This is a genomic window from Xenorhabdus sp. SGI 60, from assembly GCF_056632175.1.
Genome location: NZ_CP196860.1, coordinates 3,245,667 through 3,259,577, shown reverse-complemented (window position 1 = coordinate 3,259,577; position 13,911 = coordinate 3,245,667). Strand labels below are relative to the sequence as shown.

General features: G+C 41.2%; 15 protein-coding genes and 5 pseudogenes. 15 read left to right on the top strand and 5 right to left on the bottom strand.

Going from position 1 to position 13,911, the window contains the following annotated elements:
* Positions 1-68 precede the first annotated feature (68 nt).
* Positions 69-680, bottom strand: coding sequence for a helix-turn-helix domain-containing protein (locus ACSJJG_RS15320; protein ID WP_189761106.1), 612 nt, complete (start codon positions 678-680; stop codon positions 69-71).
* A 193-nt stretch (positions 681-873) separates the two neighbouring features.
* On the opposite strand from ACSJJG_RS15320, the gene ACSJJG_RS15315 reads away from it, so the two are divergent.
* From ACSJJG_RS15315 to ACSJJG_RS15300, 4 genes and pseudogenes are all read left to right on the top strand, one after another.
* Positions 874-1,110, top strand: coding sequence for a YdaS family helix-turn-helix protein (locus ACSJJG_RS15315; RefSeq protein WP_189761107.1), 237 nt, complete (start codon positions 874-876; stop codon positions 1,108-1,110).
* 76 nt (positions 1,111-1,186) lie between these two features.
* A pseudogene (locus ACSJJG_RS15310) lies at positions 1,187-1,396 on the top strand (helix-turn-helix domain-containing protein); the annotation flags it as partial.
* Positions 1,371-1,667 carry a lysis system i-spanin subunit Rz gene (locus ACSJJG_RS15305; protein WP_189761108.1) on the top strand — a complete coding sequence of 99 codons (297 nt, stop codon included), beginning with the start codon at positions 1,371-1,373 and terminating at the stop codon, positions 1,665-1,667. The pseudogene ACSJJG_RS15310 and the gene ACSJJG_RS15305, both read left to right, overlap by 26 nt.
* A 24-nt stretch (positions 1,668-1,691) precedes the next feature.
* A protein-coding gene (locus ACSJJG_RS15300) for an IS1 family transposase (RefSeq protein WP_223281913.1) occupies positions 1,692-2,389 on the top strand; the annotation gives its coding sequence in 2 pieces (ribosomal slippage) (positions 1,692-1,941 and positions 1,941-2,389; 699 coding nt in all).
* Between the two features lie 64 nt (positions 2,390-2,453).
* Here the strand turns inward: ACSJJG_RS15300 and ACSJJG_RS15295 are convergent.
* Entirely contained in the window at positions 2,454-3,488 is a 1,035-nt protein-coding gene (locus tag ACSJJG_RS15295; RefSeq protein WP_282885601.1) for an IS630 family transposase, read from the bottom strand.
* Positions 3,489-3,773: 285 nt separating this feature from the next.
* Between ACSJJG_RS15295 and ACSJJG_RS15290 the strand changes: the two genes are divergently transcribed.
* The 8 genes and pseudogenes from ACSJJG_RS15290 to ACSJJG_RS15255 all read left to right on the top strand — a co-directional run bounded on the left by ACSJJG_RS15290 (position 3,774) and on the right by ACSJJG_RS15255 (position 9,064).
* Complete coding sequence (locus ACSJJG_RS15290) at positions 3,774-4,553, top strand: serine/threonine protein kinase (protein ID WP_189761198.1); 780 nt, start codon at positions 3,774-3,776, stop codon at positions 4,551-4,553.
* The gene (locus tag ACSJJG_RS15285; protein ID WP_282885602.1) at positions 4,550-5,269 is read left to right on the top strand and encodes a PP2C family protein-serine/threonine phosphatase; all 720 of its coding nucleotides are present in this window, start codon (positions 4,550-4,552) and stop codon (positions 5,267-5,269) included. The genes ACSJJG_RS15290 and ACSJJG_RS15285 overlap by 4 nt, the downstream gene beginning before the upstream one ends.
* Positions 5,270-5,361: 92 nt before the next feature.
* A pseudogene (locus ACSJJG_RS15280) lies at positions 5,362-5,708 on the top strand (HNH endonuclease).
* 191 nt (positions 5,709-5,899) lie between these two features.
* The gene (locus tag ACSJJG_RS15275; RefSeq protein WP_189761199.1) at positions 5,900-6,370 is read left to right on the top strand and encodes a phage terminase small subunit P27 family; all 471 of its coding nucleotides are present in this window, start codon (positions 5,900-5,902) and stop codon (positions 6,368-6,370) included.
* Positions 6,371-6,373: 3 nt separating this feature from the next.
* Positions 6,374-8,110, top strand: coding sequence for a terminase large subunit (locus tag ACSJJG_RS15270; protein ID WP_189761200.1), 1,737 nt, complete (start codon positions 6,374-6,376; stop codon positions 8,108-8,110).
* Positions 8,107-8,268, top strand: coding sequence for a hypothetical protein (locus ACSJJG_RS15265; RefSeq protein ID WP_189761201.1), 162 nt, complete (start codon positions 8,107-8,109; stop codon positions 8,266-8,268). Before ACSJJG_RS15270 ends, ACSJJG_RS15265 begins: the two co-directional genes overlap by 4 nt.
* Positions 8,258-8,605, top strand: a pseudogene (locus ACSJJG_RS15260) (phage portal protein); the annotation flags it as partial. The gene ACSJJG_RS15265 and the pseudogene ACSJJG_RS15260, both read left to right, overlap by 11 nt.
* Before the next feature lie 162 nt (positions 8,606-8,767).
* Positions 8,768-9,064 carry a type II toxin-antitoxin system RelE/ParE family toxin gene (locus ACSJJG_RS15255; protein WP_189761202.1) on the top strand — a complete coding sequence of 99 codons (297 nt, stop codon included), beginning with the start codon at positions 8,768-8,770 and terminating at the stop codon, positions 9,062-9,064.
* A gap of 54 nt (positions 9,065-9,118) precedes the next feature.
* On the opposite strand, the gene ACSJJG_RS15250 is transcribed toward ACSJJG_RS15255, so the two are convergent.
* Positions 9,119-9,813, bottom strand: a protein-coding gene (locus ACSJJG_RS15250) for an IS1 family transposase (protein ID WP_282885603.1) whose coding sequence is annotated in 2 segments (ribosomal slippage) — positions 9,119-9,564 and positions 9,564-9,813 — 696 coding nt in all. Because the reading frame shifts where the segments join, the coding sequence is not laid out codon by codon here.
* Between the two features lie 75 nt (positions 9,814-9,888).
* Positions 9,889-10,053: a hypothetical protein gene (locus tag ACSJJG_RS15245; protein WP_193836450.1), complete on the bottom strand. Its 165-nt coding sequence runs from the start codon at positions 10,051-10,053 to the stop codon at positions 9,889-9,891.
* Positions 10,054-10,059: 6 nt separating this feature from the next.
* On the opposite strand from ACSJJG_RS15245, the gene ACSJJG_RS15240 reads away from it, so the two are divergent.
* Positions 10,060-10,689: a radical SAM protein gene (locus ACSJJG_RS15240; protein ID WP_282885604.1), complete on the top strand. Its 630-nt coding sequence runs from the start codon at positions 10,060-10,062 to the stop codon at positions 10,687-10,689.
* Positions 10,690-10,743: 54 nt separating this feature from the next.
* Positions 10,744-11,712: pseudogene (locus ACSJJG_RS15235) on the top strand (IS30 family transposase).
* 440 nt (positions 11,713-12,152) lie between these two features.
* Here ACSJJG_RS15235 and ACSJJG_RS15230 read toward each other — a convergent pair.
* Complete coding sequence (locus ACSJJG_RS15230; RefSeq protein ID WP_189761257.1) at positions 12,153-13,103, bottom strand: hypothetical protein; 951 nt, start codon at positions 13,101-13,103, stop codon at positions 12,153-12,155.
* A 602-nt stretch (positions 13,104-13,705) separates the two neighbouring features.
* Here ACSJJG_RS15230 and ACSJJG_RS15225 point away from each other — a divergent pair.
* A pseudogene (locus tag ACSJJG_RS15225) lies at positions 13,706-13,877 on the top strand (IS5/IS1182 family transposase); the annotation flags it as partial.
* Positions 13,878-13,911 lie beyond the last annotated feature (34 nt).

Here is a 13,911-nt window from a genome sequence, read left to right as displayed (position 1 = left end):
ACTAAAAAACAGTATCTTGTCGTAAAGATAGGCAGGATTTGGCGGTGTTTCAAGTAGGGATGAGAATGTTATCGTTTTCGCTTCATGTTTCGAAATAAATAAACAATCACACCGACGATTTCCATGTCAGGAGAAAGGGTTATCAAGGGGATACGCGAGTCATCAACAGATAAAAAACTGACAGCCCCCCCTTGTTTATAACGATAAACCGAATAATGTTCTCCGATGCGTGCATAGACTAAATCATCATTGGCGATATCTTCCTGTGTATCCACCACGATCACCGTTCCTTCCGGCGCTTCAGCGCAGCCGGTATTTTGGGGGATGCGATAAGCCCGGCAGGATTCCATAGGGGGCTGCTGTTCAGAAAAGGCCGGCACCATGAAGGACTCCGGGGTTTCTTGTTCTGCTTCATAAATTTTTACCGGTACATAACGGTTGTCATGCCTGACAGCAAATTCAGTATCACCCGACTGCGATTTATGACCACTGCCATCACTGAGCCATTCTGGGCGCACGTCAAGCGCCTTGGCCAAATCAACGAGTCTGCCTGTTTTGACGGCGTTCCCGGAAAGTAATTTCCATATCATGGATTGTGCCATGCCGGCTTTTTTTGCCAGCGCAGATTGGGTCAGCCCCTTATCTGCCATGGCTTCTTTTAATCTATCAGCAAGTGTCATAAGTGCCTCATAAATGCCTCATAAGTGGTTCCCGCATTTACGTGAAATACCGGGGATAAGCCCAAGAACCGCTGTCTTGGAACATTTTTTTCTTATTCTATCTCTAAAGTGATACCTTTACAAATACTCCAATAGTGATTTATATTGACTTCTGGTGATATTGTTATTGCCGTGGTGTTGGAGAAAGGAACTAATGAAAAACAGTGTGATAAAAAAAGTGATAGAGATCGCAGGTAGCCAGGCCAAGCTGGCTCAGGTACTGGGGTGTGCGCAATCGCTTATCAGCGCATGGCTATACGGAAAAAAACGGGTTTCAGTGTCGTTGGTACCCGATATTGTGGTTTTTTCAAACGGCACAGTCCAGGCCCATGAACTGCGTCCTGACCTGCCTAAAGTTTTCCCACCGCCTGAAACCAAGATCCATGAATAATATGCATGGCGTTTTGGATGAACCCGATATGAACATGTGGATGTTGTTTAGCGTACGGTAGCAGGGAGGAAACGGCATGAGTATGAGTCTGATGGCTAAGGCCATGAGTATCAGAGTAGGGAACCCTCTGAGAAAACTGGTGCTTATTAAATTAGCGGACAATGCAAACGACAAAGGGGAGTGCTGGCCCTCGTATCAGCATATTGTGGATCATTGCGAATGTAGCAAAAGCGCAGTGCGAAGTCACATTGATGCCCTGATTGAGATGGGGCTGCTTATCAAGGAAACTCACTCATGCCAGGACTGAAATCGACACTCTTCGGGCTGATATTGCCGTTGGTCGTCGCAAGCTGCGCATCCAGGCCATCTGTCCCGTGCCAGAAACCTCTTCCTCCGGCAGCATGAGTGATGCAGCCTCCGTCGAACTCACTGGAGAAGCTGGATCAACTGTTCTCGATATCCGAGAAGGTATTACCAACGACCGGGCAAAACTGAGATATTTTCAGGAATATGTTAGAACGGAGGGTCGTGACATCAATTTATTGAATCATGTATAGTATGCCTATTTGGAGAACATTCAGATGGCAAAGATTGATGTGACCTGTCCCTCTTGTTGTGCAGTTAAAGGGATCCACCGTAATGGGCGCTCACGTTCTGGTCAGCAACGTTATCTTTGCCAATCCTGCCGTCACTCCTGGCAACTCGAATTCACTTATGCCGCTTGTCGTCCCGGTACACATAAACAAATCGTCGATATGGCCATGAATGGCATGGGATGTCGGGCGACAGCACGAGTGATGGGAATTGGCCTGAATACCGTTCTTCGCCATTTAAAAAGCTCAAACCCAAATCGGTAACCGAAACCATTGCTCCTGGCACTGAAGTGATTGTCTGCTGTGAAATGGATGAGCAGTGGTCGTACGTGAAGTCAAAGAATCAGCCCCGCTGGCTCTTTTATGCCTACGACAGGATAAGACGAAAAGTGATCGCCCATGTTTTTGGCCCGAGAACAAAGAGGACCTTGGGGCGTCTGATGGCTTTGCTGGCGCCTTTTAACATAGTGGTCTATATGACAGATGGTTGGAGAAGTTATGAAAAAATACTGGCCGGTAAACTGCATGTGGTCAGCAAGCGTTATACACAACGCATAGAGAGGCATAACCTGAATCTTCGTCAGCATTTGGCAAGACTGACTCGCAAGACCTTATCTTTTTCAAAATCCATAGAAATGCATGACAGAGTCATTGGGTATTATTTGAACATTCGTCACTATCAATAAATTGGAATCATGACCGAACGGAGTGTTTGCGGTAAAGATGACATATCTATATGCCTTTTCATAATTATGAGACTTCCATATTTCCTATTCCTTTCCAACTGTTTTCTGATGCTGAATTCAAAAAAACTCTCACTTTTTTAATGAGTTGCCACATGTACTGGCAACAATGATTCCGTGTGACTGTTTCATGCAATGATTGCCATAACCGTTCTATTTTATTCAGCCAAGGGGAATACACGGGAAGAAATAACAGCTTTATCGTTGGATTTTGTGCCAGCCAATTTTCAGTCAACCGGCTGGTGTGAATTTTGTAGTTGTCTAAAATAAGAGTCAGTGTTTTTGCGTGACAATAACGCTTTTTTAATTCCTCTAACATTTTGATAAACAACTCAGAATTTTTTCTCCCATGCCCCGTATAAACGATTTCTCGGGTTTGGGCATTATAACAACCGGCAAGGTAATATTTTTGATTTTTGCCCGGTGTAATAAGCCTTTTTTGCTGGCCTTTGAAGCACCAGTCTGAACCGAGCCTGGGATTAAAATCGATATCCACTTCATCTTCATAAAACACCGGATTTTCTGTTGATGCCTGCAATAATGCCTGATTGATACGCGCCATTTTTTCTTCATACTCCGGATCAGGCTGATTTAATGTCGGGGCGGCTCGCCGCCAAACTATCTTATTTTTACAGAAGAACCGGTAGAGTGTGCTGATTGATATTTTCCCATTGGCTATTTTTTGGATTTGTAATACAAAAAGTTCAAGACTCCAACGAGAACGGACATAGTTGAACTGCTGGGGAGAAAGCGTCAGTAAATGGGTAATTAAGGGCAAAAGACAGGTTAAGTGCCATCGGCGAGGGCGTCCCGCCGGTCGACTTTGTAAGCCTATCCAGCCGTAAGTTTTAAAGCGTTTTATCCAGCGCCATACTGAAGATTGTGCAGTACAAAGTACCTCAGCGATTTGATAGACCGGCTTTCCCTGAAGAGCCATAAGAATGGACAGGAGCCGGATGGCGTACTTTTTATCGCGTGTTTTTTGTGCCATTTTTTTCATCTGGCGCCGCTCATTACGGGGGATTGGTGGTAGGATAGGCATAACTCAGTCCTTCTTTTTGCTTTTTTGTTTCTGGAAAATCAAAACTCGCAAAAATTGGACTGAGTTTCTTTGATACTCCTATCATTTTGAAAAGGCATATAGAGTTTCATCAGAGAAAAAGAGGAAGTATAAACTCTGAAGATAGTCAAAATTCAGCATATTATTAAATTAATTATTCTCTATGCTCACTAAGCCTAGTATTATGAAGCTACAACTTATAAATATTGATTTTTCTGATTAGTTATAGCGCTCATAATTCCGTAGCTTCTTATCTGAGGATTTAGTGTGGATCGATGTGGTAATTACTTTATTGAGGATTTAGACAGGCTCGGACGTGGTGGTTTCGGTGAAGTGTATGAAGTTAATGTACACAATTTAAGAATGACTCACTCGCGAAGGTATGCTAGAAAATATTTCTCACCTTCTCCTGAAAATGATAAAACAGCTATAAAAGAAATTGCTGACTTAAGAGAGAGATTTCTGGTTGAAATTAAAACTCAATATACATTGAACATAATTGATTATGACTCTATAGCACCTATAGTGCTTTTTAACACCGCAGGAGACAAGCCTTACTTTATTATGGAGAAGGCCGAAGCTAACTTATTGGAAGCCATTAAGATCGGGATGTCCGCGGAAGAAAAAATTATGGCGGTGCGACAAATAATTAAGGGTGTTAAAACAATACACGACAATAGTTATGTTCATCGCGATTTGAAGCCAGCTAATATTCTAAAATACAGTGATGGAAGATACAAAATCAGTGATTTTGGATTAGTGAAAGATTTAAATCATGTCAGAGCTGAGGTAAAAACAAAATTTCAACCAAATGGGATAGGAACTGACGGTTATAGAGCCCCAGAAATAACAGAGAGCGGGTTGTTTTCAAATCAGTCTGATATTTTTGCTATAGGTCAGGTCATTAACGACGTGTACTCAAAAAACCTTCCCCAGAAGTTAAAAGACGTCATATCAAAATGTAGGGCGCATTGGCCTGAAAATAGATATGCAGACGCTAATGAGTTATTACTTGATTTTTGTAGAGCTATGGGGGTAACACCGTGAATAGAATAGTTGACATGTCCTGCTTTAGCGCTGCTGCAAAAGGCAAAGCTATAAATGAAGATTATTTCTTGCCTCCTACTTGTGATAGTGATTCAAATATTGTATTTGCAGTAGCCGATGGAGTTGGTTCGACTGAACAAGCGAATTTGGCATCAAAGTATGCAATACAAGCAATTCAAAACGCATTAACAGAGCCGAATTTTAGTATAGAAAAGGCGTTTTCACAGGCTAAGCAGGCTATAGATAACTTTGATTTTAGCGTTGCAACTACACTCACTATCGTGCATGTAGTTAATACCAAGGTTTATATAGGGCATGTAGGAGATTGTCGGCTTTACTTTAAAAATGGGAATAAGTTAGTTCAATTAACTAAAGATCATACAAAATTTCAAGAACTCTTGGATTCTGGTGAGCATAGCATGCGGAACTTAAAGAATCATAAAGAGAGACTTTCTACTATCCTTACATCAGCCTTATCTAATGATATTGAATTACATTTTGATATCTTAGTTAAAGACATCAAAGATATCAGTAATGGAAATGATGTCATTCTGACATTAATGTCGGATGGTGCATACAAACACTGGGAGTTAAGACCTAGATTTTCAGAAAGAACAATGGCGTTACCATCGGCATTTTCTGCAAGCTTGAGGCGTCGAATAGAGAAAGATATAATTGACGATTATACCTTTTTGGGTATTAAGCTAAAAATATAGTATTAATCAAAAATTAATGACAACTCGATTACAATATTCTTAATAGCCATCAGTTAATAGCTGGTGGTTTTCTGTTTTATGGAGGTCAGAACATGCCACCTCGCATCCCCAGAGCCTGCCGCAAACGTGGCTGCCCCAAGACCACCACCGACCGCTCAGGTTACTGTGCTGACCATCTGCACACAGGCTGGCAGACTCACCAGCAAGGCAAGAACCGACATGAACGCGGCTATGGCAGCAAGTGGGACAGGTTACGCGCCAGTGTTAAGCAACGGGATAAACAGTTGTGCCAGCAATGCTTACGTGAGGGGCGAGCGACAACAGGTGTGACCGTTGACCATATCACACCCAAGGCACAGGGTGGCACGGATGAACTACCTAATCTGCAATTAGCTGGTCTTGCCATAAACGTAAGACAGCCACGGAGAGACTACGATGAGGTATAAGTAAAGAGAATATTATTTTCTCAATGCAATCATCGCGTGAGTCATAGCCACTCATAGGGAGGGCGGGTCAAATCCCTGCCACTCTCACCCTTAAGGACCGCCGCCTTGCCTCTTTTCACATCGTCGCAGGTTAGAAAACTTTTTTCCGGGATCCCCGGATGGGTATCAATAGGAGAAAACGATTATGTCGGGACCACCGAAAACCCCGTCACACCTGCGTTTGGTCAGGGGGAACCCATCAAAACGGCCGATTAATAAAAAAGAACCGAAACCACCTTCAGGGGTGCCCCCAACGCCGAAGCATTTTACCAAGCAGAGGAAATACTGGTTCAAACGGATCGGGGAGGAACTCGACGCACTGGGCGTCATGAGCTCGATGGATGCCAAAGCGCTGGAATTGCTGATCGAGGCATACACCGAATACAGACAGCATTGCGACACATTGGATGAAGAAGGTTACACCTACACAACACAGAGTGAAGGCGGACCGCTGATAAAAGCGCACCCAGCAGCGGCAATGAAAGCGGATGCCTGGAAACGGATCCGGGCGATGCTCGGTGAATTTGGTATGACACCGGCAGCCCGCTCGAAGGTAACGATTAACACACCAGCCGAAGAAGACCCTTTCGAGGCATTTCTGAAAAAAAGCAAATGATGAATGGCAACCGTAGCAGTAGCAGATGGGATCCGGTACGCCGAACAGGTGGTCGCCGGAGAAATAGTTACGGGCGAACTGATACGCCTGGCGTGTCAGCGGTTTCTTGATGATTTGGATCGTGGGCCTGAGCGCGACATCTTTTTCATTGAAGAACGCGCCCAGCATATTCTGGATTTTTACCAGTTTATCCCGCATGTCAAAGGAGCGCTGGCAGGTAAGCCTATTGAGCTGATGCCGTGGCATACCTTTATTCTGATTAACATTTTTGGTTTTGTGGTTCCGCTGGTTGATGAACTGAGCGGAGAGGTTCAGTACGATGATGATGGTGAGCCGGTGCTGGTTCGCCGGTTCCGGACAGCATATAACGAGGTAGCGCGCAAAAACGCTAAATCCACACTGTCATCCGGTATCGGTCTGTATATGACCGGCGCTGACGGTGAGGGTGGTGCAGAGGTTTACTCGGCGGCCACAACCCGCGATCAGGCGCGTATCGTGTTTGAGGATGCGAAAAACATGCTCAAAAAGGCGAAATCGACACTGGGCCGGTTGCTTGAATTTAATAAGCTCGCGATTTATCAGGAACAATCCGCATCCAAGTTTGAACCACTGTCCAGTGATGCCAACAATCTGGATGGTCTCAATATTCACTGCGGTATTGTCGATGAACTCCACGCGCACAAAACCCGTGATGTATGGGATGTGCTGGAAACCGCGACCGGTGCCCGCCTACAGTCACTGCTGTTTGCGATCACCACGTCGGGGTTTAACCGTGAGGGAATTTGTTACGAACTGCGGGATTACGCTATCAAGGTGGTGCGGGGCGTGGTGGATGATGACACCTTTTTCGCGGCGATTTACACGCCGGATGAAGGTGATGACCCGTTCGATGAAAGTATCTGGATAAAAGCCAATCCGGGGCTGGGTGCCTGTAAGCGCTTTGATGATATGCGCCGCCTGGCGAAGAAGGCAAAAGAGCAGATTGCCGCCCGACCTAACTTTCTGACCAAACACCTCAATATGTGGGTTAATGCGGAGTCCGTCTGGATGGATTCTGGGAAGTGGGATAGTTGCCCTGAGAACGCACCGGATGATGAACTGAAGGAATATCCGGTCTGGGTCGGCGTGGATCTGTCAAACAAAATCGATGTGACTGCCGCGATCAAAGTGTACGAAGATAATCGCGGGCAGACTCATATTAAGTGCAAATTCTGGTTACCGGAAGGCCGGATAGAAACTGCACCTAAGCACATTGCAGAGCTGTACCGTAAATGGGGCGCTGCCGGTTATCTGGAACTGACGGACGGTGAGGTTATCGATCACGACATTATCAAAGCTGACATTCTGGAGTGGTGTGAAGGTGAGGATTTGCGTGAACTTGGTTTTGACCCGTGGAGTGCCGTTCAGTTCTCCCGCCGCCTGGCGGAAGAGGGTATCCCGCTGGTGGAAGCGGCGCAGACGGTGAAAAACATGTCTGAATCCATGAAAACAGTACAGGCCGATGTGTATTCCGGCAAATTTCACCACGATCACAATCCGATGATGGCTTGGATGATGTCAAACGTGACGGTAAAACCGGACAGGAATGACAATATCTTCCCGAACAAATCGACACCGGAAAACAAAATTGACGGTCCGTTCGCCCTGTTTACTGTCAAATCACGCCAGATGGTGAATGGCGGCGGTGGTTCCGACTTTCTTTCCTCTCTGGACCCTGACGAAGAAATTCTATTCCTATGAAAAAGTTACTGATTGATATCACTGCCCTGACGGGTGTCGGGGCGGTACTGGCGGGTTGTTACCTGAAATACGGGCTGGCAAATACCTTAATTATTGGTGGCGGTCTGTTGATTACCTATGCGCTGGCGGTCGCCAGAAGGGGGAAACATGCTGCTTGATGCCCTGTTTCGCAGTGAACCGCTGGAAAACCCCAAAACCCCGCTGACGACCGAAGCGGCGGATCATGACGGCCTGTTCAATGCGGATGTGTATGTCAGTCCCGAAACCGCCATGAAACTGGCCGCCGTGTATGCCTGTATCTATGTATTGTCCTCGTCGGTCGCTCAGATGCCGTTGCATGTGATGCGCAAGGCGGGGCAATCGGTGGAAATGGCTCGTGACCATCCGGTGTTTTACCTGGTGCATGATGAGCCGAAACTCTGGCAGACCAGCTATAAATGGCGGGAGCTGAAACAGCGCCATATTCTCGGCTGGGGGAATGGTTACTCGTGGGTAATCCCGTTCAAATTGCCCTCGGCTATGGCAAGATTATGCTGATGACGGGATCTGACCTGATACTCGTCTGAATCATGTTGTCCTTTTTTATTGCTGATGGTGTTGGAGTGTTAACTGTAGTTGACGAACTGCGTTATTTATATACAATAATGAGGAATGAGCATGATAACCATTGAAAGGACTCAAGATTTTGAAAAATGGTTAAAATCCTTAAAAGGCAGGATAGCAAAAGCCAAGATCTTAATCAGAATTGAGAGAATGGAAGAAGGAAATTTTGGTGATGTTGAACCGGTGGAAAACGGCGTTTCGGAACTCAGAATACATTACGAGCAGGGCTATCGTGTCTACTTTGCTCATAAAAATAACGAAATAATACTATTACTCTGTGGCGGAGATAAAAGCAGCCAGCAGGCCGATATAAAGAAAGCTAAACAACTCGCGATAGAATGGGGATTTTAACATGAAAACAGAACCAAAAAAATTTGGGTCACGTATTCAAAATGTTGATTGGTCTTAAATATAATATTCTCTTTCGATAAAAGTCCCGATGACTTTGTCATGCATTTCCGGTGATTTTGAATAGCCTAATGTTTTACGATTCAGCCGCTTAATTCGGTTTCTAAGGGTGAGGTTTTCACGTTCAATACGCTGCGTAAAACTTTTTCCGATGAGGTGTTTATCCGTGGGCAACAAGGTGTAAGCCTTGAATTTATCGGTACACCAAAAAGCGACGTTAAAGTGCGATAATTTTTTGAGCAGTTTCTTCAACGTCTTTTTGCTTCGTCGGCCGAAAGTATGGGCAATAATACGCTTCAGACGAGGCTCCCAAGCATACCATAACCAACGTTGTTGCTTTTTATTCCCAACAAATGACCACATCTCATCGACTTCACAGATGAGCTCAATTTCCACCTGTTCCAGCGGTAATGTGGTTACACATCGTGGGGACAATTTTTTAAAGTGCGAACGACAGCATTAATACTGATATGTAGTGCCCGTGCAGTGTCACGGATACCGGCATTATTCATGGCAAGATCCACAACTTGTTCTTTTATGCCCGTCCGGCAAGCACGATAAGCATATTCAAGCTGAAAAGTACGGCGACAAGACAGGCAACGATAACGCTGACGTTCACCTTGACCCGTGCCATGTTTTCTTACCGATTCGGTTTGTTGACAACATCGACATTTCACTTCTACCGTTGCCATCTGATTTCCTGAAAAAGTGAGGAGTATACATGAGAAACAACAAATTGAATACGTGACCAGAATTTTCTCTAAGCGTTAGATTATGATTTTATTTTCAATAGATTTTTCAAATCTACTGGTATGCAATTTAACTTTACCAATACCTTCTTGAGTAATTTCAGCATTTCTCCAATCTAAGTCCTGAATAGGGCTACCTGCTTTAGTTGGGTCATATGAACGACCACTGTATTCATAAGACATCCCGTTATGACACTGGAAGTTCTTGAGAAAACAATTAAAGATACGTTCGACTATGCCAATGATAAGAAAGTATTTACTTATGTACATTTCATATGGCATGGTGGTGAACCAATGCTACCCGGTATTAATTTCTATGAAAATATTGTCGCTTTTCAGGAAAAATATAGCAATGGTATAAGGTACTTAAATGCTCTTCAAACAAATGGAACATTAATAACTCAAAGATGGTGTGACTTTATTAATAAAAATAAATTTTTCATGTCGATATCTATTGATGGACCTAAAGATCTAAATGATAAAAATAGAGTTACACATAAGGGTACTAGGAGTTATAATAAGATTGTTGAAGGAATCAATAAACTAAGAAAAAATGATATTGATGTGGGTTGTGCTTTAGTAATGAGCAAAACAAATATAAATCATACGGATGGAATATATGATTTCATGCTTGAAAATAAATTAACATTTAACGTAATTTCATTAAATAAATCAGGAAATTCTGTAGATAATTATCAAGATCTCGGATTAGGTCCTGATGAATATTATTTACCATGGAGTAAATTATATGATAAATGGTTTTATGCAGAACCTGAAAATTACATTTTCTTGGATTCGCATGATAAGTGCAATTTCTGAAAAAGGCGGTCAGTTGCTATAGTAGGCATCTTTCTCGCCAAAGGGAAATGCACTATGGCCTATAAGCAACTGACCGAAATAAAAAGATATCAGATTTTCAGTTTAAAAGAAGCCGGCTTTACACAACATTTTATGGCAAAGTCGCTTGATCGAGCCCCATCAACAATTAGCCGAGAATTGAGACGAAATGGGGAGGCCAAGAAATATGATCCTAAGCAGGCTCAGATTAAGGCTGCAGCTTGCCGACATTTTGCGATAAAAGCGGCAAAAATAACATCAGAAATAGAAATTTGGGTCAAATAGTTAATTTGGCAAGATTTAAGTCCTGAATAAATTGTGAGTTATCTCAAGCGGGAAGCGAAAATATCTTTACATCATGAGACGATTTATCGATTGATTTATAAAGATAAAAAAATAGCGGTGATTTATGGCAACATCTTAGGATTGCGAGAAAACCGTATCTTAAATGCTATGGAAGTTATGAGCGAAGAGGAAAAATTAAAAATAGAGTCAGTATTGATAATCGCCCAGAACTTGTTGATAAAAAGCAACGTATTGGTGATTGGGAAGGAGATACCATAGTAGGCAAAGATCATAAAAGTGCATTATTGACATTAGTTGAGCAAAAGTCGTTATTTACTGTCATCATTAAACTTGAAGATAAAACAGCAAAAGGTGTCGCAAAAGCGGTAACAAGACATTTATCACTGATAAAACATAAAGTTAAAACAATTACCTTTGACAATGGCCTCTAATTTACCGAACATGAACTTTTCAGCAAAAATTTATTTTGCTCACCCGTATCCCCTCTGGGAAAGAGGAATAAATGAGAACACGAATGGATTAATCAGAGATTATTTCCCAAAAGGAACCGATTTTAATAAGGTATCAGAGTTGGAGGTTAACCTTGTGGCAAACCGATTAAATAATCACCCCCGTAAAACGCGAGGTTACAAAACACCGAATGAATTATTTAAAGGGACATCGACTCATTTACTTCGTTCATTACAGTGTTGCGCTTAATATGTGAATTCGAGTTTTGTTTCTGATTTTGTAAGAAAAACTCAGGAAATCCTATATGACTTTTCAAAATGGTAGGAGTGTCAAAGAAATTCAATCCCATTTTGAAAAGTCATATAGTCGGTATTTTGATATGAATTGTCAGCTTATTGAACGTAAGATTCGCAATAAATTATAAAAATGGTTAGAGTTCATTTTTTTCAATCAAAATGAACTCTAACCATAATGGATATCTTCTCTCCCGGTAAGAATGCTTGTGATTGCTATCATCTCTATAGCTACCGGCAAAATAGTTACCATGTGGGGCTTATTTTTATTGTGAGGTAGCTAGATCAAAAATTTAAAATATAATAATAGCGATATAAGGTTGCTTAGTAAAAATGGTTTTATTAAATATTTCTAATTATATAAAACATTTATCTAATTAGAAATTCTTCGTATCGTCATAGGGCTGTGATTCTTACGTTTTTGTCAGGTGATATAATTGCTAGATTAAATACTTTTTTTACACTATTTTGAATCGTAAGATATGTACTTTTCTTTAAAGGAGAGTAACAGTTAGCAGAAGGAGGAATTACCTGCCCATTAGGAATGGGAGTTTCTGCTAATGTAAGGCATTTACCCATGTAATGCCATTTATTCATTTTATTTTTCCACAGATCATTATATTTTTCAGCAGGACAAACAATATTTGCCCAAGGATCACATATCCATAATTCCTTTGGTAGATTATGATATAGTCTACCCAATACAGGTTTAAACACATCGTGATTAAAATCACCTATTGTTATAAATACATGATCATATATTCCTAACGTGCCAACTACTTGAATATAGATATGATTAGAAATTACCGAATCAGCATTAAAAAATTTTAGAATATCAGAAATACAGTGATTTATTAAATAATAAAAGGCACAGTTACAGTAATCAGGACAATTTCCGGTTAAGAAGTTTTCTTTATTACTCAATGTATAATTATATAATTCTTTATAAATATTAGCCTCTCGCTCTGCTTCATGGATTTTATATGATTTTCTATATTCTTCTTGTTCACGAAAACCAGCTCTTATTTCATTTGTTTTTTTTATGTTTTGTTTGCTTATTCCTCTTTCATACATAATATTTTCATAAAAATCTTTATAAATTTTGTCTTTGATTGTGTTGTTCTTTTTAATGATAGATTCATTTTTTATTTTTAATGTATCTACAAATTCTCTTGCTTTATAAAACTCGTTACATTTATGAAAATTCATTTCGTCACTATATAATGATTCTTTATATGTTCCTTTTTCCTTAACAATATTATCATCAAAATAATATTTATTCCCTGCTTTCGCCTTTAGCAATTCTCTGGAATGTCTTACTGCGTTATTTAAAATGGATTCGATCATAATAAAGCCTCATTAATAATTGAAGGGTATCCTAAATAGGTTTTCATAATACTGAGAGTATCAGATGTTGGGGTTCCTTACCCTGCGCGGGGTAAGAAAGTCTCCTATCATTTTGAAATGCTATTTAGTTCAGAAGTATTCTCCTACTGATATTAATTTCAGTAAAGAAAAATATGAGATGGAGTTTAGGTATAACATCGTTAGATCTATTATTGATTGATATTATTATATTTTATACATATAAGCTACCTTGAAAATTGTAATTGATATGGATACATGAATATTGTGCCTTGTATTGCCTATCTTGGAATTATTATTGCATTTTTTTCTTCATTAATCTAATTGATGATATTTTTGCAATAAAAGTTCTGTTCTAACACAGCGCCAGCCAAGCATAAATTAGATAAACAGAGGAAAAATAATATGAGTATTACAGGGGGATAATCACTTTTCTACCGTGATAGGTAGTGTCGTTTAGTAAAATAACGGCTTTATTTGTCATATTAATTCCTTATTTTTTTACCTTCTGAAAATGTTTTCTTGCAGGCGATGGCTACACATGAGATAAATTTACATTATCGATCAAGTTATTGTGTGGTGCCAGTGTGCAAATAGCCAAGCGTAATGAACTGCACACCTTTACGGTCACACCTAAAGGCTAGGTGGTTGAGCGTTCGTTTGGTTGGTATGAAAAGTGCTGACAATTGTGAAATGTATTTGTATACCAGTTTCCAATTTGTCAATTTGGCATTCCTTGTTTTGCTATTTCGTAGAAAAGATACTGCAGAGTCTCTAAAAAAACCGGAAG